This window comes from Mycobacterium timonense, assembly GCF_025821985.1.
Classification (GTDB): Bacteria; Actinomycetota; Actinomycetes; order Mycobacteriales; family Mycobacteriaceae; genus Mycobacterium; species Mycobacterium avium.
On record NZ_JACKSY010000118.1, the window covers coordinates 1 to 20,957 of the forward strand.

General features: G+C 69.5%; 12 protein-coding genes and 4 pseudogenes. 12 read left to right on the forward strand and 4 right to left on the reverse strand.

The genetic code is table 11. The features are described 5' to 3' along the window. Positions 1 to 162: 162 nt before the first annotated feature. Both H7I87_RS28320 and H7I87_RS29085 read left to right on the forward strand, forming a co-directional pair. Positions 163 to 1,404 (forward strand): annotated as a pseudogene (locus tag H7I87_RS28320) (HNH endonuclease signature motif containing protein); the annotation flags it as partial. Between the two features lie 19 nt (positions 1,405 to 1,423). Further along, positions 1,424 to 1,693 (forward strand): annotated as a pseudogene (locus H7I87_RS29085) (HNH endonuclease signature motif containing protein); the annotation flags it as partial. Position 1,694: 1 nt separating this feature from the next. On the opposite strand, the gene H7I87_RS28325 reads toward H7I87_RS29085, so the two are convergent. The 3 genes from H7I87_RS28325 to H7I87_RS28335 are packed head-to-tail and all read right to left on the reverse strand — an operon-like array spanning position 1,695 to position 4,173. Next, positions 1,695 to 2,807: a quinone-dependent dihydroorotate dehydrogenase gene (locus H7I87_RS28325; protein WP_033726867.1), complete on the reverse strand. Its 1,113-nt coding sequence runs from the start codon at positions 2,805 to 2,807 to the stop codon at positions 1,695 to 1,697. Next, entirely contained in the window at positions 2,804 to 3,073 is a 270-nt protein-coding gene (locus tag H7I87_RS28330; protein WP_003872209.1) for a DUF5703 family protein, read from the reverse strand. Before H7I87_RS28330 ends, H7I87_RS28325 begins: the two co-directional genes overlap by 4 nt. Continuing rightward, positions 3,070 to 4,173 carry a YncE family protein gene (locus H7I87_RS28335; protein WP_224125959.1) on the reverse strand — a complete coding sequence of 368 codons (1,104 nt, stop codon included), beginning with the start codon at positions 4,171 to 4,173 and terminating at the stop codon, positions 3,070 to 3,072. The genes H7I87_RS28330 and H7I87_RS28335 overlap by 4 nt, the downstream gene beginning before the upstream one ends. 81 nt (positions 4,174 to 4,254) lie before the next feature. On the opposite strand from H7I87_RS28335, the gene H7I87_RS28340 reads away from it, so the two are divergent. The 5 genes from H7I87_RS28340 (at position 4,255) to H7I87_RS28360 (ending at position 7,743) form a co-directional block, all read left to right on the forward strand. Further along, positions 4,255 to 4,557 carry a hypothetical protein gene (locus H7I87_RS28340; RefSeq protein WP_003872207.1) on the forward strand — a complete coding sequence of 101 codons (303 nt, stop codon included), beginning with the start codon at positions 4,255 to 4,257 and terminating at the stop codon, positions 4,555 to 4,557. A 46-nt stretch (positions 4,558 to 4,603) separates the two neighbouring features. After that, positions 4,604 to 5,410 carry a histidine phosphatase family protein gene (locus H7I87_RS28345; protein ID WP_033726869.1) on the forward strand — a complete coding sequence of 269 codons (807 nt, stop codon included), beginning with the start codon at positions 4,604 to 4,606 and terminating at the stop codon, positions 5,408 to 5,410. Positions 5,411 to 5,472: 62 nt separating this feature from the next. Then, a complete protein-coding gene (locus H7I87_RS28350) occupies positions 5,473 to 6,060 on the forward strand; it encodes a DUF3090 domain-containing protein (RefSeq protein WP_003872205.1) in 588 nt (195 codons plus the stop codon). After that, positions 6,044 to 6,889, forward strand: a complete 846-nt coding sequence (locus tag H7I87_RS28355; protein ID WP_033726870.1) for an SCO1664 family protein — start codon at positions 6,044 to 6,046, stop codon at positions 6,887 to 6,889. Before H7I87_RS28350 ends, H7I87_RS28355 begins: the two co-directional genes overlap by 17 nt. A gap of 86 nt (positions 6,890 to 6,975) precedes the next feature. After that, positions 6,976 to 7,743, forward strand: a complete 768-nt coding sequence (locus H7I87_RS28360) for a 3'(2'),5'-bisphosphate nucleotidase CysQ (protein ID WP_033726882.1) — start codon at positions 6,976 to 6,978, stop codon at positions 7,741 to 7,743. On the opposite strand, the pseudogene H7I87_RS28365 reads toward H7I87_RS28360, so the two are convergent. Further along, positions 7,726 to 8,127, reverse strand: a pseudogene (locus H7I87_RS28365) (aldehyde dehydrogenase family protein); the annotation flags it as partial. The gene H7I87_RS28360 and the pseudogene H7I87_RS28365 overlap by 18 nt on opposite strands. Between H7I87_RS28365 and mshC the strand changes: the two are divergent. The 5 genes and pseudogenes from mshC (at position 8,126) to H7I87_RS28390 (ending at position 20,918) form a co-directional block, all read left to right on the forward strand. After that, positions 8,126 to 9,373: a cysteine--1-D-myo-inosityl 2-amino-2-deoxy-alpha-D-glucopyranoside ligase gene (gene mshC, locus H7I87_RS28370; protein WP_023869076.1), complete on the forward strand. Its 1,248-nt coding sequence runs from the start codon at positions 8,126 to 8,128 to the stop codon at positions 9,371 to 9,373. The pseudogene H7I87_RS28365 and the gene mshC sit on opposite strands and share 2 nt — an antisense overlap. 743 nt (positions 9,374 to 10,116) lie before the next feature. Next, positions 10,117 to 12,792, forward strand: coding sequence for a helix-turn-helix transcriptional regulator (locus H7I87_RS28375; RefSeq protein ID WP_033726871.1), 2,676 nt, complete (start codon positions 10,117 to 10,119; stop codon positions 12,790 to 12,792). A 393-nt stretch (positions 12,793 to 13,185) separates the two neighbouring features. After that, complete coding sequence (locus tag H7I87_RS28380; protein ID WP_063967169.1) at positions 13,186 to 15,777, forward strand: LuxR C-terminal-related transcriptional regulator; 2,592 nt, start codon at positions 13,186 to 13,188, stop codon at positions 15,775 to 15,777. A gap of 18 nt (positions 15,778 to 15,795) precedes the next feature. Then, positions 15,796 to 19,626 (forward strand): annotated as a pseudogene (locus tag H7I87_RS28385) (SDR family NAD(P)-dependent oxidoreductase); the annotation flags it as partial. A gap of 41 nt (positions 19,627 to 19,667) precedes the next feature. Next, entirely contained in the window at positions 19,668 to 20,918 is a 1,251-nt protein-coding gene (locus tag H7I87_RS28390; protein WP_009976597.1) for a cytochrome P450, read from the forward strand. Positions 20,919 to 20,957: the final 39 nt, after the last annotated feature.

Consider the following 20,957-nt stretch of genomic DNA (forward strand, 5'->3'; position numbering starts at 1 on the left):
TCAATCGGGCCTACTGAGGTCATGGCTGACCGATCAGGTAGGCGCGCCGTACGCGCGCATCTCGAGTGAGGCAACGAAGACGCATTTCGGGGCCTTTCGCGCGCATTTCGGATGAGTCAACGCGGGCGGTTTTTGTCGTAGGCCCGCCGTAATGTTTCGAACATGCATTCGAGCACTCGGGAGGAGATCCGGGCGGACGTCGACGCGCTGCGCGCCGCGGTCTCCCGCGTGCTCGGGCACTCGTACGACGCGCTGACCACGCCGGAGCGGCTGCGGTTGCTGGAGATCTTCGAACGCGAGATGCGCCGGCTGCGGGTGCCCGGGCACCAGCTGATCAACCAGCTTGCCGAGCAGTCGGATCCCACCGAACTCGGCGGCAGGCTGTCGTTCGCGTTGGCCGAGCGGCTGCACATCACTCGCAGCGACGCGAGTCGCCGGATCGCCGAGGCGGCCGACCTGGGCCCGCGCCGGGCGCTGACCGGCGAGCCGTTGCCGCCGCTGCTGCCCGCCACGGCGGCGGCCCAGCGCGACGGGGCGATCGGCACCGACCACGTGGCGGTGATCCGGCAGTTCTTCGACCAGCTGCCGGAGGCGGTGGACCTCGAGACCTGCGAGCACGCCGAACGGCAACTGGCCGCCCAGGCAACCCAGTTCCGGCCGGATCAACTGTCCAAGCTGGCCCGCCGGCTGATGGACTGCCTCAACCCCGACGGCCGCTACAGCGACGAAGACCGGGCGCGGGCGCGCGGGCTGGTCCTGGGCAACCAGCAGGCCGACGGCATGTCCCGGCTGAGCGGCTGGCTGACCCCGGAGGCGCGCGCCGGCTGGGAAGCGGTGCTGGCCAAGCTGGCCGCCCCGGGGATGTGCAACCCCGACGATCCAGCACCCGTCATCGACGGGCAGCCCGGCCAGGAGGCAATCCAGCGCGACAGCCGCAGCGCGGCCCAGCGCAACCACGACGGCCTCAACGCGGCCCTTCGTGCGCTGCTGGCCGGCGGAAAGCTGGGGCAGCACAACGGGTTACCGGCATCGATCGTCGTCACCACCACCCTGCGGGACCTCGAGTCCGCGGCCGGTAAGGGGCTGACGGGTGGCGGCACCCTGCTGCCGATGTCCGATGTGATCCGGCTGGCCCGCCACGCCCACCATTACCTCGCCGTCTTCGACAACGGCAAGCCGCTGGCGCTGTACCACACGAAACGCCTGGCCTCGCCGGGGCAGCGAATTGTCTTGTACGCCAAGGACCGTGGCTGTTCGCACCCGGGCTGCGACGTTTCGGGCTATTACTGCGAAGTCCATCATGTCACCGGTTACGCCAAATGCGGCCGCACCGACATCGACCAACTGACCTTCGCCTGCGGCGGCCATCACCCGCTGGCCGAGCAGGGCTGGATCACCCGCAAGAACGGCCGAGGCGAGACCGCATGTCACCGGTTACGCCAAATGCGGCCGCACCGACATCGACCAACTGACCTTCGCCTGCGGCGGCCATCACCCGCTGGCCGAGCAGGGCTGGATCACCCGCAAGAACGGCCGAGGCGAGACCGAGTGGATCCCACCACCGCATCTGGAGCGTGGTCAGCCACGGGTGAACTCGTTTCACCACCCCGAGGACATGCTGTGCGACACCGAAGACCAGCAAGATCAGGCTGACCAACAAGACGGAGCCGACGAGGAGGACGGCGCCGCGTGAGTCAACCCGATTCGCGCGCCGCCGACCCGACGGCGTCGCGCAGCGAGGCGAACCCGCCATCGCGCAGCCGCTGCGCGATGCCGTCGTGAATCTGCTTGGCCCACAAGCCTCCTCCGTAGACGAAGCCCGTGTAGCCCTGCAGCAGGGAGGCGCCCGCGGTGATCCGCTCCCAGGCGTGGTCGGCGGTCTCGATGCCGCCGACACTGATCAGCACCAGGCGATCGCCGACTCGGCCGTAGAGCCGGTGCAACACCTCGACCGCGCGGCGCCCCACCGGCGGCCCGGAGATGCCGCCGGCACCCAGCTCGTCGACCCCCGCGGTGCGCAGGCCGTCCCGCGACACCGTGGTGTTGGTGGCGACGATGCCGGCCAGGCCGAGTTCGACGGCCAGGTCCGCGATGTCGTCGACGTCGGAGTCGGACAGATCCGGCGCGATCTTCACCAGCACCGGTGTGGACGTCTCGGCGAGAACGGCCGCCAGGATCGGCCGCAGCGACCCCACCGCCTGCAGATCGCGCAGCCCGGGCGTGTTCGGCGAGCTGACGTTGACCACCAGATACGACGCCAGCGGGCCGAGCAGCCGCGCGCTGGCCCGGTAGTCGTCGACCGCCTGATCCGGCGGCGTCGCTTTGGTCTTGCCGATGTTGACCCCGATCGGGATGTCGGGCTGTCGGCGGGCGAGCCGCACCGCCAGCGCGCCGGCGCCGAGATTGTTGAAGCCCATCCGGTTCAGCAGCGCCCGGTCGGCGGGCAGCCGGAACAGCCGCGGCGCCGGATTGCCGGGCTGGGGGCCGGCGGTGACGGTGCCGATCTCGGCATATCCGAAACCCAGCGCGCCCCAGGCGTGCAGCCCCAGCCCGTCCTTGTCGAAGCCGGCCGCCAGCCCCAGCGGCCCCGGGAAGCGCAACCCGAACACCGTGCTGGCCAGCACCGGATCCGTCGGAGCCAGCAGTCGGCGCAGCAGTCGCCGGGGCCAGCCGACGGCCGTGACGCCGCGCAGCAGGGCGAACACCAGCGTGTGAATCCGCTCGGCGGGTACCAGGAAAAACAGTTGCCGCGCTACGCCATACCAGCGATGGCCGCCGCCGCGCGGTGCCGGGGGCGCCCCGCTCACAGTTGCGGCTGGTCGGGCCGCCGCCCCTCGAAGCCGCCAGCATCCACGCGAGATTTCTTGCGGCGCAACAACACTCGCCTGCTGCCGTCGGTGTACAGCCGCACCCTGGTCAACTCCCAGCCGCGGTATTCGGCCTCGATGGACAACCGGGTGGACGCGCTGACCCGGGTCACCTCCGGCGGCAGACGCAGCGGCACCCACTCGTATTCATCGGACAGCTCGCTGTCCCAGCCCGCGGGCAAACGGGCGCGCCGCGCCGCCGTCAACGTTTACCCGCCGCGTGGTCGATCACCTGAACTCCCGCGCCGGACCCGGACACCACGTACAGGGTGTCCGACGCTTCATCGAAGGCCAGGGAGTTCGGTTGCTGCACGGTCGGGTAACGCACCTTTTCGACGGGAATTCCGGTGGACAGATCGTAACCAATGACGATATTGGAAACGGTCTGCGAAACCCAGGCTAACGCGCGGGAACCGGCCAGGCCGTAGGGCGCCTGAGGAACCGGGTAGGCCTGGCGCAGGATCAGCGGATCCACGCCGTACACCAGCAACTGGCCGCCGCGGGTGTCGGCCACCAGCACCCGGCCCGCCGCGTCGGCGGCCATGGTGGTGGCGCCCCGGCCGGCCCGCAGCGCCTGCTGGGCCCGGCCGTCGGCGCCGATCGTGGTCACCGAGGTCTGCCCGCGGTCCAGCACCACCGTCGTATTGCCTTGGGTGACAAGCGAATCGACCCGCGCGAAGATCTTGCTCCGGTTGGCGACGGCCGCGGTAGACCCAGTGGTAGGCACGGCCGGCGTCGGGGAGGCCAGCGTGTAGACGGCGCCGTCGGCGCTGCCCAACACCAGCGTGCCGTCGGCGCGTTGGGCCACCGCGGTGAACTCGGTCTGCGCCGCATCGGCGACGCCCACCCGCACGACGCGGCCGGTGGCCAGATCCAGCACGAAGTAGCCGCCGCGGGTGGCCAGATAGACCGTGCCGCGGCCGTCGCCGGTCAACGCGGTCGCCGGGCCGGGCAGGGCGGCGACCCGCGGCGGGACCTGCGGGTCGCCGAACAGGGTGACGCTGGCCGGATCGGAAGCCGCGGCCAGCACCGCCAGCTGGTGGGTACCGGCGTCGAACACCGCCGCCGCGGCGTGCGCGGCCAGTGGCCGCACCGACCCGGCCGGCTGCTGCGCTGACGGCGGCGACACGGCCGCGCCCGCGGGTTCGATGGTCGGGGGCGCGCCGCGCAGCGGATTCGACGAACACCCGCTCAGCAAAAGCGCGACACCCCAAATGCAGCCTTGAATCGCCAGCTTGTGGCGCCCTCGCCGGAGCGGCGCGTGTGGTAACAGCAATGGGTTTCCCTGGGTGCGACGGCGGGACAAGACAAATTCTAGGGAACGGTTTCGCATCCAACCGGGCCCTGCTGCCTGCGTCCGGGCCCGGCGGCGAGGTATGGTCGGCCTATGGCCGTCACCGCTGACCGTCATATGGCGCAGAAAGAGTTTGCTGTCGAAGACATGTCGACAGGAATTTTCGCTAGCGGATATGGACAAGTCGGAGATGGACGCAGTTTTTCGTTCCATATCGAAAACCGCTCACTAGTCGTCGAGGTTTACCGGCCGCGCCTGGCCGGGCCCGTTCCGCAGGCCGAAGACGTGGTCGCCACCGCAGTCCGCAGCCTGGTCGACATCGACCTCACCGACGAACGCAGCTTGACCGCTGCGGTGCGCGACTCCGTGGCCCACGCCGAGCCCGTCTCCCGGTAGTCGTTTCGGGTCCGGGCGCCGCCCACCGGGTAGCGTCGGGGTCGACATGACCGTCATCCTGTTACGACACGGCCGCTCCACCTCGAACACCGCGGGCGTGCTCGCCGGCCGTTCCGAGGGCGTCGACCTCGACGACAAGGGCCGCGAACAAGCCGCCGGCCTGATCGACCGGATCGGTGACCTGCCGATCCGGGCGCTGATCAGTTCGCCGCTGCTGCGCTGCCGCCGCACCCTCGAGCCGCTGGCCGACACGCTGTGTCTGGCGCCGCTCGTCGACGACCGGCTCGCCGAAGTGGACTACGGCGAATGGACGGGCCGCAAGATCGGCGAGTTGGTGAGCGAGCCCTTGTGGAAGGTGGTGCAGGCCCACCCCAGCGCGGCGGTATTCCCCGGCGGTGAGGGCCTGGCGCAGGTGCAGGCGCGCGCGGTTGCGGCGGTCCGGGAACACGATCGGCGGCTGGCGGCAGAGCATGGCGCCGACGCGCTGTGGGTGGCGTGCACACACGGCGACGTCATCAAGGCGGTGATCGCCGACGCGTACGGCATCCACCTGGACGGCTTCCAGCGGGTCACCGCCGACCCGGCGTCGATCAGCGTGATCCGGTACACCGAGCTGCGCCCGTTTGTGTTGCACGTCAACCACACCGGCGCGCGGCTGTCCGCGCCGCTGCGGGCCGGACCGGCGCCGCCACCAGACCAGCACCACGACCAACACGACGACCAACACGACGACCAAGACCACGACACAGGCGACAAAGCGCACACGGATCCTAAGTCCAACGGCGAATCGCAGGCGGCGCCGGCGACCTCGGTGCAGTCCAGCGACGCGGTGGTCGGTGGTTCGACGGATTAATTCGGCTGCCACCTCGATCGGATCGCACAGCGATGGCGGCAGCCGGTATTTTGGAGGTTGCCATGGCCCGCGCAATTCACGTCTTCCGCACACCCGACCGCTTCGTGGCCGGGACCGTTGGCCAGCCGGGAAACCGCACCTTCTACATCCAGGCGGTGCACGACTCCCGGGTGGTGTCGGTGATCTTGGAGAAGCAGCAGGTTGCGGTGCTCGCCGAACGGATCGGCGCGCTGCTGCTGGAGGTGAACCGCAGGTTCGGCACGCCGGTGCCGCCGGAGCCCGACGAGGTCGAGGACCTGAACCCGTTGATCACGCCGGTGGACGCCGAATTTCGGGTCGGCACCATGGGTCTGGGCTGGGACTCCGAGGCGCAGACCGTGGTGGTCGAGCTGCTGGCCGTCACCGACGCGGAGTTCGACGCCTCGGTGGTGCTCGACGACACCGAGGAGGGCCCCGACGCGGTGCGGGTGTTCCTGACGCCGGAGTCGGCGCGGCAATTCGCCACCCGCTCCAACCGGGTGATCTCGGCAGGCCGTCCGCCGTGCCCGCTGTGCGACGAACCACTGGACCCGGAGGGCCATATCTGCGCACGCGCCAACGGCTATCGGCGCAGCGCGCTGCTCGGGTCTGACGATGACCCCGAGATATGACGACCGTGAGGTGTTGCGCGACGGCGAGCTGACGGTCATCGGACGGATCCGCTCGGCCAGCAACGCCACCTTCTTGTGCGAGGCGACGCTCGGCGACCGCGCCGTGCACTGCGTCTACAAGCCGGTCGCGGGAGAGGCGCCGCTGTGGGACTTTCCCGACGGAACCCTGGCCGGCCGCGAACTGGGCGCCTACCTGGTGTCCACGCAGCTGGGCTGGAACCTGGTGCCCTACACGGTGATTCGGGACGGCCCGGCCGGTCCCGGCATGCTGCAGCTGTGGGTGCGGCAACCCGGCGATGCGGTCGGTGAGGTCAGTGAGGCCGGCGAGTCGGGTGCTGAACAGCCCCATCCGGGACCGGACCTGGTCGACCTGTTCCCCGTCGGCGCCTCGCCACCGGGCTACCTGCCGGTGCTGCGCGCTTACGACTACGCCGGCGACGAGGTGGTGCTGATGCACGCCGACGACCCTCGGCTGCGCCGGATGGCCGTGTTCGACGTGCTGGTCAACAACGCCGACCGCAAGGGCGGGCACATCCTGTGCGGCGTCGACGGCCGGGTCTACGGCGTCGACCACGGGGTGTGCCTGCACGTGGAGAACAAGCTGCGGACGGTGTTGTGGGGCTGGGCCGGCAAGCCAGTCGACGACGACACCCTGGCCGCCGTCGCCTGCCTGGCCGAGGCGCTCACCGGCCCGTTCGGCGACGAACTGGCCGAGCAGATCACCCGGGCGGAGATCGCCGCGCTGCGCCTGCGCGCGCACGCGCTGCTGGACAATCCGGTGATGCCCGGCCCCAACCGGCATCGCCCGATCCCGTGGCCGGCCTTCTAGGCTTTTCGGGCTTTTCCGGGCTTTTCCGGCCGGGCGCCGCCGTCGGCGATACTGAAGCGGTGACCCCCCGCAACCCGTCGGACGAGATGACCGACGCCGCGCTGGCCGCCGATCTCGCCGCCGAAGCGGGGGAATTGCTGCTGAAGGTCCGCGACGAGGTCGGCTTCGGCTATCCGTGGGCGCTCGGCGACGCGGGCGACAGCCTGGCGAATGCGCTGATCCTGGGACGGTTGCAGGCCGAGCGGCCGGACGATGCCGTGCTCAGCGAGGAGGCCTACGACGACCTGTCCCGGCTGCAGCACGACCGGGTGTGGATCATCGACCCGCTGGACGGCACGCGCGAGTTCTCCACGCCGGGCCGCGACGACTGGGCCGTGCACGTCGCGCTGTGGCAGCGCCCGACCAACGGCCGGCGCGAGATCACCGACGCCGCGGTGTCATTGCCGGCCCGCGGCAACATCGTCTACCGCAGCGACACCGTCACCGCCAGAGCCGCGCGCGTCGGCGTCACCGACACCATCCGCATCGCCGTCAGCGCCACCCGGCCACCCGCCGTTTTGCACCGGATGCGCCAGCGGTTGCCCATCCAGCCCGTCGCGATCGGTTCGGCCGGCGCCAAGGCGATGGCGATCATCGACGGCGTGGTCGACGCCTATCTGCACGCCGGGGGTCAGTGGGAGTGGGACTCGGCCGCCCCGGCCGGGGTGGTGATGGCCGCCGGGATGCACGCATCGCGGCTGGACGGTTCGCCGATGCGCTACAACCAGCTCGACCCCTACCTGCCGGACTTCGTCATGTGCCGCGCCGAGCTGGCGCCCGTGCTGCTGGGCGCGATCCGCGACGCGTGGCGCTAGGTGATCGAGCATCCAGTCCCGCCACTTGCCCAGCCACCGGGCACGGCCGCCGACCCCCATTTGCTGCCACCGCGGGTGCGCGGCCCGCAGCCGGGCGGCCACCGCCTCGACTGCGGCGGGGCCCGCCACCGGGACGCGGCCCACGACCTGTCCGGCGGCAGGGCAGGTGACGACGATTTCTTGGGGAGTGGCCGGGCCCGCGGTGCCGGTTCGGTCAGTTTGTGTCGGTCGACATGACAACCACCCCGTTCGGCGGCCTCGATCGGATTTGCTCGATACCCGACCCAGCAAACCACAAATCGGGCGGGGGTGATAGCGCGGCCGGGGCGCCGCTCGGCGGGCGACGCAGCCCCGCCCAGCGGCCCCGCCTAGGCTGATTGTCATGCGGTCGTGGTCCTCCCCACAGGTTCCCCAATTACCGGGACGCGGCCCCGAGCTTCGGCTGTACGACACCTCGGATCGGCAGGTGCGCCCCGTGGCGGCCGGCGCCGGGCCCGGTTCGGCCGCCACCATGTACGTCTGCGGCATCACCCCCTATGACGCGACCCACCTGGGCCACGCCGCAACCTATTTGGCGTTCGACCTGATCTACCGGCAGTGGCTCGATCTCGGGCACGACGTGCACTACGTGCAGAACGTCACCGACGTCGACGATCCGCTGTTGGAGCGCGCCGCGCGGGACGGCATCGACTGGCGGGCACTGGCCGAGCGCGAGGTGTCGCTGTTCCGCGAAGACATGGCCGCGCTGCGCATCTTGGCGCCCCGCGACTACGTCGGGGCGACCGAGGCGATCGCCGACGTGGTCGAGCTGGTCGAGAAGATGCTGGCGTCCGGCGCGGCCTATGTCGTCGACGGCGAATTCCCCGACATCTACTACCGCGCCGACGCCACGCTGCAGTTCGGCTACGAGTCGGGCTACGACCGCGAGACCATGCTGCGACTGTTCGCCGAGCGCGGCGGCGACCCGCAGCGGCCCGGCAAGACCGACGCGCTCGACGCCCTGCTGTGGCGGGCGGCGCGGCCCGGCGAGCCCAGCTGGCCTTCACCGTTCGGCAACGGCCGGCCGGGGTGGCACGTCGAGTGCGCGGCGATCGCGCTCAGCCGCATCGGCAGCGGCCTGGACATCCAGGGCGGCGGCAGTGACCTGATCTTCCCGCATCACGAATTCACCGCCGCGCACGCCGAATGCGTGCGCGGCGAGCGGCGATTCGCCCGCCACTACGTGCACGCCGGGATGATCGGCTGGGACGGGCACAAGATGTCCAAGAGCCGCGGCAACCTGGTGCTGGTGTCGCAGTTGCGCGGCCGTGGGGTGGAGCCGGCGGCAATCCGGCTGGGCCTGCTGGCCGGGCACTACCGCGGGGACCGCTACTGGAGCGACCAGGTGCTCGACGAGGCGACCGCCCGGCTGCGGCGCTGGCGCACCGCGACCGCGCTGCCCGCCGGACCGGACGCCACCGACGTGATCGCCCGAGTGCGCCAATACCTGGCTGACGACCTCAACACGCCTAAAGCGCTTGCCGCACTTGATGGTTGGACCACCGATGCGCTCGACTACGGCGGCCACGACACCGCGGCGCCCCGGCTGGTGGCAAGCGCCGTCGATGCGCTCCTGGGAGTGGCCCTGTAGCCGATGCGCCTCGGTCCGTCCTGAAAGAGGCTGCCACGCAATATCATTCGATGGGCGCCTGGACGCGAACCCGAAGCGACAGCGGCCGGCTCGTGCCGCGCGTTTCGATGACGGGTCCGGTGCAGACGGGTCCGGTGCATACGCCTAGGGCGCCGTTTCGGCAAGTCGCCGGTGAACAGTGCGGCGCTTCGGGGCGGTTATCCACAGCCGGGCGGCATTGGCGATTTCTGTTGTCGGTATCGCGCGGTTGAATGTCGAGCGTGGAGCTGGACCGGGCGATGAGGCTGCGAGGCGGCGTGTGTCGACGTCACCGCAAATTGTGTCGATGTTTGCTAGAAATTGATCTTGGTACGTCCCGTGAGCCTATGAAACAGCTGTATAACTGCAACAATAATTAACACAGACGTCGAAACAGGGTGGCTCACAAAATTTGCTGTGAAGTCTAGCCCGGGAGTATATTTCTCGGCAACTGCTGGACCCTAGAAGGAGTAAGTCCGGTGCATACGACGAGTGGGCTCGCGGGGCCGTCACCAGACGGTCTGTCGCGTCGACCGCCGCGTCGTGATCGTCGGCCACAAGAGCGTCGCGTGGCCGCTACCGCTCGGGTCGAACGTGGGCCCGAGGCGGATTTCGGACGCGCTCCACTGGGCTCGCGCCTGGCTTCGCGGAACGCGAACGCGCCAGTGCTTTCCCACACCAGCTAGGGGTTTCCGATGCCTGGGGAAGTCGGGTCGTGGCCCATCGTGGGCCGAGAGGCGGAGCTGCGCCGGTCACTGGCGGCGCTGAGCAACGCGGAGTTCCACGGGGTGGCGTTGGTCGGCGACGCCGGTGTGGGCAAGTCGACGCTGGCGCGCATGCTGGCCAAGACCGTCGAGTCTGCGGGGCGCACCGTCCGATTCGCGCTGGGCACCCAGACGGGCTCCGCCGTGCCTCTGGGCGCGTTCTCGCATGCCGTCAGCCTCATGGCGGTGAACGAACCCGCGGTCATGCTGGCCGCGGCGCACAATACCTTGAGCCAGGACAAGAACTTGGTGGTCGTGGTCGACGACGCGCAACTGCTCGACCCGTTGTCGGCCACCTTGGTCAACCAACTCGCGGCCTGGCGCAGCGCGCGGCTGATCGTGACGATCCGCTCCGGCGAGCCGGTGCTGGATGCGGTGACCGCGTTGTTGAAAGAGCGCCTGCTGCTGACGGTGCACGTCGATCCGTTCACCCGCGAACAGACCGAGCTGCTGGCCGGCACGGTGCTGGGCGGGCCGGTCGATCCCCGGGTGGTCGACGAGCTGCTGCAGCGCAGCTCCGGAAACCCGTTGCTGCTGCGTGGCTTTCTGACCGCGGGCCGTGACACCGGGGCGCTGTTCCGCACCGCGGAAGGCTGGCAACTGCGGGGACCGCTGCGCGGGGATCGCGAACTGCACGACGCTCTGGAGTACCGGCTGCAGTCGCTGAGTTCCGAGGAGCGCGAGGTGGTGGAGATTCTGGCCACCGCCGGCTTACTCAACTGGGACATACTGCGTGACATCTGTGATGCCGAGGCGGTGGCGGCCCTGGAGCGCCGCGGCTTGATCCGGTTGGTGACCGACGGATCTCACGCCGTGGCACAGCTGACCCACCCGATGCTCGGCGAAGCGGCGACCCGCCACGCCGGCATGGTGCGCACCCGCCAACTCAACGGCAAACTGGCGCGAGCGCTGCAAAAGCATGAGCGGACCGGGAGCCGACACCTGCGGTTGCCCCATCTGCAAAGCCGGATCCGATTGGCGGAGTTCATGCTGCACAGCGACATGGAGCCCGACCTCGACGTGATCACCGAAGCCGCGCGGGACGCGCTGGCGATGTCGAACGTGCAGCTGGGCGAGGAACTCGCGAGGTTCGCACTCGATCGGGGTGGTGGCCTGCCGGCCGCGTTGGTCCTCGCCGAGGCGGTGAGTTGGCAGGGCCGTGGCGAGGAAGCCGGTTTCGTGCTGGCCCACGCCGAACCCGACGGCGACGACGACTGGCTGATCGCGCGGTGGGGCTGCCTGCGCGCCGCCAACCTGTTCTGGGGATGCGGTGACGCCGAAGCCGCCCGGCGCGAAGCCGACACCGTGAAGAAGCGTGTTTCGTCCGAAGCCGGCCTGCACCTCATCGACGCGCTCGAGCTGTCCATGGCCTTCTTCCGTGGCGACGTCGAGACGACGACCGAGCTCGGGCCCGGCCTGTGCGAATCCGATGCGGTCCCGATGGCGACGACGTGGGCGGCGGTGCCGACCTGCGCCGCGTTGGCCGCGGCCGGCCGCTATTCCGAAGTCGGCCGCATCGCCGACATCGGGGTGCGTGCCGCCGTGTCGTGCGGGATGGGATTGCATCGATTCAACATCGGGATCAGCGAGATCATCGCGGCGACGGACGCCGGGGACGACCGCGCGGCCGAACGGATCTACAAGCGCTACGCCGCGATGGCCGAAGGCCTTCCCGGCGCGGAGGCCATGGTCGACGCGATGCTCGGGCTCGTCCGGCTGGCCCGCGGCGAATTCCCCGCGGCCTGCGCCGCGTTCACCCGTTCGATCTCCTTGTTCGCCAAGGGTTTTCCGTCGCCCTGGCTGGTGGTCGTGGGTGCCTTCCAAGCCCAGGCCGAGGGGGCGCGCGGCGACAGCACGGCGGCCGCCGCGGCGTTATGGCGGGCGGACCGGGCCTACGGACCGCACGCGGCGGTGTTCCTCCCCGAACTCGAGCTCGCCCGGGCCTGGGAAAGGGCCGCCGCCGGCGACACCCAGGCCGCCACGACCCATGCCACGCAGGCGGCGGAGATAGCGCGCGCCGCCGGGATGCACGCGGCGGAGATGCGCACACGCCATGCCGCGGTGCGATTCGGCGACCGTTCACAGACCGCGCGGTTGGAGCGGCTTGCTCGCATCCTGGATACACCGCTGGCCGAAGCGGCCGCGGACCATGCCCGCGGTCTGACGCAACGCGACGGCGATCTGCTCGATGCCGCGGCGCAACAATTCGCCGACCTCGGTGCCCTGGCGTGCGCCGCCGACGCGGCGGCTCAGGCGGCCGGCGAACATGCCCGTCGGGGCGACCGCGGGAAGAAATTCGAATCGTCGGCCTGGGCGCATGCGCTGGCCAGCCGGTACGAGCTGCACACGCCGGCGGTCGAGGCGGCGGCGCGCCCGCTGCCCTTCAGTGGACGGGAACGTCAGATCGTGAATCTGGTGGCGGCCGGCCTGTCCAACCGCGAGATCGCCGACCGGCTGGTCATTTCGGTGCGCACGGTGGAGGGGCACCTCTATCGCCTTTTCACCAAACTCGGGATCAACAGTCGCGAGCAGCTCACCCTACTGGTGGCCCGAGAGCCGCGCGGACGAAGAGAGCTATTGGGCCACAGCAACCCGTCGCTTGGTGATCAGGACGACGTTCACCCCCACGCGGGCTAAGTTCTTATCGGCACCCTATGGAGCCTTTGAGAGTCGCTACTCTATCTCGACGCGCGCACCACTCGACTTGCCGACAGAGTCCGGCGACGCCCGCTCCACCCGCCATACGCTCCCGCGCATGACAGGCAGTCGGAAGCATACGGCGGTAACCGCTCGTGATGGCGACCCGTCCGGACCCGCGGCTGCGGTTTCGTTGCGGAGATCCCAGCTGGGCGAGGACGCACCGGGGTCGGTTTGTTCGGGCAGGACCGCGATTTCGGACAGCTCCTTCCGGCTTTATCTGGCTGCGGCTCGTTCCGGCTTCATGTAGTGCCGGGCCGCCCAGCAGGTGAGGGAGATATATCCGTGACGCAGCGGGTAAATGGGTCAACCTGGCCCATTGTGGGACGCGATGTGGAATTTCGGCGATCGCTCGCGGCGCTCAACAACGGGGAATTCCACGGGGTGGCGTTGGTCGGCGACGGCGGTGTGGGCAAGTCGACGTTGGCGCGCATGCTGGCCAAGACGGTCGAGTCCGCCGGGCGCACGGTGCGATTCGCGCTCGGTACCCAGACGGGCTGGGCGGTGCCGCTGGGCGCGTTCTCGCGCGCGGTGAGCCTCGGGGTCGGGCACGAACCGGCGATCATGCTGGCCGCCGCGCACAACACCTTGGGTCAGGACAAGAATTTGGTGGTGGTGGTCGACGAGGCGCAGTTGCTCGATCCGTTGTCGGCCACCTTGGTGAATCAGCTTGCGGCCGGGCGCAGTGCGCGGCTGATCGTGACGATCCGCTCCGGTGAGCCGGTGCTGGATGCGGTGACGGCGTTGTTGAAAGAGCGCCTGCTGTTGACGGTGCACGTCGATCCGTTCACCCGCGAACAGACCGAGCTGTTGGCCGGCGCAGTGTTGGGTGGGCCGGTCGACACGCGTTTGGTGGATGAGCTTTTCGAGCGCAGCGCGGGAAACCTGTTGCTACTGCGTGGTTTTCTGACGGCGGGCGTGGAAAGCGGCGCCCTGGTTCACACCGAACAGGGCTGGCAACTGCAGGGTCCGTTGCGCGGCGATCGCGAACTGCACGATGCCCTGGAGTACCGGCTGCAGTCGCTGAGTTCCGAGGAGCGCGAGGTGGTGGAAGTACTGGCCACCGCCGAGCTGCTGGAGTGGGAGATCTTGCGCGACATCTGCGATGCCGACGCGATGGCAAGCCTGGAGCGCCGCGGCCTGATCCAGTTGGTGACCGACGGATCGCACACCCTGGTGCAGTTGAATCACCCGATGCTCGGCGAAGCGGCGACCCGCCACGCCGGGGTGGTGCGCTCGCGGCAGCTCAACGGGATCCTGGCGAAGACCCTGCGCAAGCACCTACGGGCGGCGGGGCGGCGCTCACAAATCTCCGACCCCCGCGGTCGAATCCAGTTGGCGCAGTTCATAATGCGCAGCGACTTGGAGCCCGATCTGGATGTGGTCATCAAGGCGGCGGCCGATGCGATGGCCATGTCGAACGTCGTGCTGGGCGAGCAGCTGGCGACGTTTGCGGTCGACCGTGGTGGTGGCCTGCCGGCCGCGTTGGTGCTCGCCGAGGCGGTGAGCTGGCAGGGCCGCGGCGAGGAGGCAGATTCCATCCTGCTGGGCGCCGACGTCGATGATGCCGACGAATGGCTGATCGCGCGCTGGGGCTGCCTGCGCGCCGCCAACCTGGCCTGGGGATGCGGGGACGCCGAGGGTGCAACGCGGGTACTGGCCGAGGTGAAACAGCGCCTGGCGACCGAGGGCAGCCTGCAGCTGATCGATGCGCTGGATGTGTCGATCGGGTTCTTCCGCGGCGACATCGCCCGGACGACCGAACTCGGGCCGGGCCTGTGCGAACCGGATGTCGTGCCGATGGCGACCGTGTGGGCGGCCGTCGCGACCTGTGGCGCCTTGACCGCGGTGGGGCGTTTTTCCGAGGTCGGCCGCATCGCCGCTGCCGGCGTGCGCGCGACGGCGCAGTGCCGGGCGGGAGCGCAGCGGTTCGCCATCGGACTGGCCGAGGTCATGGCCGCGACCGCCGCCGGTGACTATCCGGCGGCCGAGCGAATCCACAAGCGTTACGCCGCACTGGCAACCGGCCTTCCCGCAGCGAAGGCCATGGTCGACGCGATGCTCGGCGTCCTGCAGCTCACCCGCGGTGAGCTGCAGGAGGCCTGCGCCACCCTCGACCGGTCGATTTCCCAGCTTTCCCAAGGCTTTCCATTACCGTGGCAGCTCGTCGTGGGCGCCTTGCAGGCACAGGCCGAAGGGGCCCGCGGGGACAGCGCGGCGGCCGCCGTGGCGCTGCGGCGGGTCGAGGAAGCCTACGGACCGCACGTCGCGGTGTTCCTGCCGGAACTCGAGCTCGCCCGGGCCTGGGAGCGGGCGGCGGCCGGCGATACGGCGGGCGCTCAGACGCAGGCAATGCAGGCGGCGCAGACTGCGCGGAAAGCCGGCATGCACCTGGTCGAGATGCGGGCACGCCATGCGGCCCTTCGCTTCGGCGACCGTGCGCAGGCCGCGCGAGTAGACGAGTTGGCCAGCATCCTGAACTCCCCGTCGGCCCAGGCGGTCGCCGACCATGCCCGCGGTCTGGCTCAGCACGACGGCGATCTGCTCGACGCCGCGGCCCACCGCTTCGCCGACCTCGGCGCCTTGGCATTCGCCGCCGATGCGGCGGCTCAGGCGGCCAGCGAACATGCCCGCCGGGGCGACCGTCGCAAGGAGGTCGAGTCGTCGACCTGGGCGCACGCGTTGGCCGGCCAATGCGGGTCGCGCACACCGGCGCTCGACGCGGCGGCGCGCCCGCTTCCGTTCAGCGGACGGGAACGTCAGATCGTGAATTTGGTGGCGGCCGGCCTGTCCAACCGAGAGATCGCCGACCGGCTGGTGATCTCGGTGCGCACGGTCGAGGGACACCTCTATCGCCTCTTCACCAAGCTTGGCATCAACAATCGCGACCAACTCATCCAACTGATCCGCCGCGACGCATCGTGACCACACACGCTCTTCGGACGCGGACAAGCGCTGCCGCACGGGCTGCGCGGCTTTGTGGCGGACCTGCACAATGCGGGCGCCGCGGTCGATTTCTCCGTGCTCTACCCGACCGGGCGGCTGGTGGATGCGCCGCTGCCGACCTGGACGCACCGCCGGCTGTGGTTGACCGACGGCGGGCTGGAGTCCCCGACACATGGCGGCTGCACCGTCGCGGTCCATCCGCTGCTCGGCCCGCACGTCCACCTGCAGGAGGAACCCGAGCGTCACCTGTGGCAGGCCGACGTCGGCACCGCCGCCCAGCCCTGGCTCGCCGACCACCAGATCCGCAACGTGGTGGTGCTGCCGGGGGCCGCCTACTGCGAGATGGCTTTGGCGGCCGCGCGATCCGTGCTGGGCGCGGCGGCCGAGGTCCGCGACATCCGGTTCGAGCAGGCGCTGCTGCTGGACGAGCAGACCACGGTCGACGCCTCGGCGTCGGTGTCCTCGCCGGGGGTCCTGCACTTCACCGTGCAGTCGCATCAGGGCGGCGAACAGGCGCGGCACGCGTCGGCGGTGCTGGGTGCCGCAACGGACGAGCAGCCGGCCGCCCACGACCTGTCCGCGCTACTGACCGCGCACCCGCATGACGATGACGGCGACGAGGTGCGCCGGCGGATGGACCGACGCGGCGTCCAGTACGGTCCCGCGTTCGCCGGCCTGGGCGCCGTTCATACCGGCGACGAGACCGGCACCGTCCTGGCCGAGGTGGCGTTGCCGCGCCAAATCCGCTCGCAGCAAGCCGCTTACGGCGTGCACCCTGCGCTGCTGGACGCCTGTTTCCAGTCCGTCGAAGCTCATCCGGCTGTTCGGGCGCTCGGCGACGGAGCGCTGGGATTGGTGCTGGGCATCCGTCGCCTGCGCGCCTACGGCGCCGCACGCAACGCCCACTACTGCTACACGCGGGTGACCAAGGCCGACACGTCCGGCGTCGAGGCCGACATCGACGTGCTCGACGAACACGGGGCGGTCCTGCTGGCCGTGCAGGGTCTGCGAGTGGGCACCAGCGCATCCGAGAGCGGCACCAGAGACCGTGTGCTGACCGAACGGCTGTTGAACATCGAATGGCGGCAACGGGAATTGCCCGAGCCGGAGCACGCCGACGCCGCAAGCTGGCTGCTGATCGGCACAACCGCCACGGCCGACGTACTGGCCAGCACATTGGCCGACACGCTGAAAAACCATGGGGCGCAATGCACCACGATGGCCTGGCCGCAGCAGGCCGACCACACCGCGCACGCCGAACAGCTGCGAAACCAATGGCGTGGCGACGGATTCACCGGCGTGGTGGTGCTCACCGGGCCGAAAAACGGTGATAACGACCAGGAGTCGGCACTGCTCAGCCGGGACCATGTGCAACATCTGGTGCGGATCGCCCGCGAGCTGACGGACCTGCCCGGCGAACCGCCGCGGCTGTATGTCGTGACCCGCAACGCCCAAACCGTGCTGCCCAACGACGTGCCCAACCTGGGCCAGGCGGGGCTGCGGGGCCTGGTCCGGGTCATCGGCATGGAACACCCGCAATTGGGCGCCGGCCAGATCGACGTGGACGAATCCACCGACGCCGAAGCGCTGGCGCGGCAACTGCTCGCCGGCTCCGAGGAGGACGAGACGGCGTGGCGAGACGGCGCCTGGTACACCGCCCGGTTGTGCCCCGCTCCGCTGCTGCCCGAGGAGCGGCACACGGCCGTCGCCAACCACGAGTGCGACGGGATGCGCCTGCAGATCCGCACCCCCGGCGATCTGGAGTCACTCGAACTCGTTGCCTGCGACCGCATTCCACCGGGACCCGGACAGATCGAGGTGGCCGTCAGCGCGTCCAGCATCAACTTCGCCGACGTGCTGGTCGCATTCGGCCGGTACCCCGCTTTCGAGGGGCGGCTGCCGGAACTGGGCACCGACTTCGCGGGCGTGGTGACCGCGGTCGGGCCGGACGTGACCGACCACAAGGTGGGCGATCATGTCGGCGGCCTGAGCGCCAACGGGTGTTGGGGCACCTTCCTCACCTGCGACGCGCGCCTGGCCGTCACCTTGCCGCCCGGACTGGCCGACGACCAGGCGGCGGCGGTGACGACCGCGCACGCCACCGCCTATTACGGCCTGCACGAGCTGGCCCGAATCGGGGCCGGTGACCGGGTGCTGATCCACTCCGCGACCGGCGGGGTCGGACAGGCGGCGATCGCCATCGCCCGCGCCGCCGGAGCCGAGATCTTCGCCACCGCCGGCAGCGAGCAACGCCGACAATTACTGCGCGACATGGGTATCGAGCACGTCTACGACTCGCGAACCGTGGAGTTCGCGGACCTGATCCGCCATGACACCGACGGCTACGGCGTGGACATCGTGCTCAACTCGGTCACCGGCGCCGCCCAGCGCGCGGGCATCGAATTACTGGCTTTCGGTGGGCGATTCGTCGAGATCGGCAAACGCGACATCTACGGCGACACCCGATTGGGACTCTTGCCGTTCCGGCGCAACCTGACGTTCTACGCCCTCGACCTGGCGTTGATGTCGTTCAGCCACCCGGACAGACTGCGCGGCTTGCTCAGGACGGTGTACCGGCTCACCGCGGACGGAGCATTGCCGATGCCGGAAAGCACGCATTATCCACTTGCCGACGCCGCCAGCGCGATTCGGGTGATGAGCGCCGCCCAGCACACCGGCAAGCTCGTGCTCGACGTCCCGCACGCCGGCCGCAGCCGCGTGGTGGTGCCGCCGGCGCAGGTCCGCGCCTTCCGCAGCGACGGCGCCTACATCGTCACCGGCGGACTGGGCGGCCTGGGGCTGTTTTTGGCCGAAAAGATGGCTTCTCCCGGTTCTCGCGCCGGCTGCGGGCGCATCGTGCTGTGCTCGCGCGCGCTGCCCAATCCCAAGGCGCTGGCGACGCTCGAACGGATCCGCCAGATGGGTGCCGACATCGTGGTCGAGCGCGGCGACATCGCCGAGGCCGGCACGGCGCAGCGGTTGCTCGACGTAGCGACCGCCACCGGGCTTCCGGTGCGCGGCGTGCTGCATCTGGCGGCGGTGATCGAAGACGCCACGCTGGCCAACATCACCGACGAGCTCATCGAGCGGGACTGGGCGGCAAAGGTTTACGGCGCATGGAATCTGCACTGCGCGCTGCAAGAGTCCGGCGCCGAGCAGTCGCTGGACTGGTTCTGCTCGTTCTCCTCGGCGGCCGCGCTGGTCGGCTCGCCCGGCCAGGGCGCCTACGCCGCGGCCAACAGCTGGCTGGACGCCTTCACCCGCTGGCGCCGGGCCCGTGGCCTGAAGGCCACCGCCATCGCCTGGGGTGCCTGGGCGCAGATCGGGCGCGGTGCCGCCCTGGCCGATAGTGCCGATGTTGCGATCACTCCCGACGAGGGCGCTTACGCGTTCGAAGCGCTGCTGCGCCACGACCGGGCCTGCACCGGCTACGCCCCGATAACGGGCACACCGTGGTTGACCGCATTCGCGCAACGCAGTCCCTTCGCCGAGGCGTTCCGCGCCAACGGGCAAAGCGCAACGGGCACAAGCAAGCTGCGTGCCGAGCTCGAGGAGCTGCCGCCGGAAGAGTGGTCCACCCGGCTGCGGCGGCTGATCTCGGATCAGGTCAGCCTGATCCTGCGCCGCAACGTCGACCCCGACCGCCCGCTGCCCGAGTACGGCCTGGACTCGTTGGGCGGCCTCGAACTGCTCACCCGCATCCAGACCGAAACGGGCATCCGGGTGTCGCCCGCCGACATCGCCGCCATCGGCACCATACGCGGTTTGGCGGACCTGCTGCGGGACAAGCTGACGCCCGCGGGCGCGGCCCAGGCGGAAAGGGTTTAGCTCATGAGGATCGACTTACGTTGCGGCACAAAGGAGGAGAAGTGAGCGCACCCGAGAACCGTGACTTCTTCACCGACAAGTCAGTTGTCGACGACCCCTACGACTACTACGACGCGATCCGTCGTTGCCCGGTGTGGCGTGAGCCGGCGCACGGCGTGGTGATGGTCTCGGGGTACGACGAGGCCCTCGCGGTGCAGCGCGACACCGACCACGCCCTGTCGGTATGCAACATTGTCAGCGGTCCTTGGTCGGGGATACCGGCCAACACCGGCACCGACGACATCTCGGAACTGATCGAGCGGTACCGCAAGAAGGTCACGTTCGGCGATTACTTCATCACGTTCGATCCGCCGATGCATACCGCGCACCGCTCGCTGTTGAGCAGATTGTTCACCCCGAAGCAGCTCAAGAACAACGAGGACTTCCTGTGGCGGCTTGCCGACGAACAACTCAACCGCTTCATCGCGAATGGCAAGTGCGAGATGGTCATCGACTACAACTTTCCGTTCACCCTCGACGCGATCACGGACCTGTTGGACGTGCCGGAGGCCGACCGTGAGCGATTCCGCCGCGCCGCGATCGCCAGCAGGCTCGAAGGTGATCGCAGCGGCTTCGTCGGGGTGAAAGAGGAGTGGTTCGTCGAGTACGTCGAGGAACGGCGGCGCAATCCGCGCGACGACGTCCTCACCGAGTTGGCGCTGGCGAAGTTTCCCGACGGCACGACACCCGAACCGATCGATGTCGCCCGCGTTGCCACGTTCATGTTCGCCGCCGGCCACGGCACGACGATCGACCTGCTGAGCCTGTCGATGCTCACGCTCGCGGAGCGACCGGACTTGCAAGACCTGCTCCGCGAGGACAACTCAAAGATCCCCGCCTTCATCGAGGAGATGCTGCGCATCGAAAGCCCGATCAAATCGAATTTCCGTCTCGCGCGGCGCACCACCAGGATCGGCGACGTCGAGGTGCAGGCCGGCACCAGCATTCTGGTGATGAACGGTGCGGCCAACCGTGATCCGCGGCGGTTCGACGAGCCCAACGAATTCCGCCTCGACCGCCCGAACATACTGCATCACATGGCATTCGGCCGCGGAATTCACACGTGCCCGGGCGCTCCGATTGCCCGCGCCGAGGTGCGGGTCAGCCTGGAGCGGATCCTCAGCCGGATGGCCGACATCCGCCTTTCCGAGGCCAAGCACGGTCCGGCAGGCGCTCGCCGGCTCAGATGGGATCCCACCCTGTTGTTCCGGCGCCTCAAGGAATTACACCTCGAGTTCACCCCGATTCGGTGAGCCGTTCCGATGCGAAGACCAGCTGGAGATACCCACCGA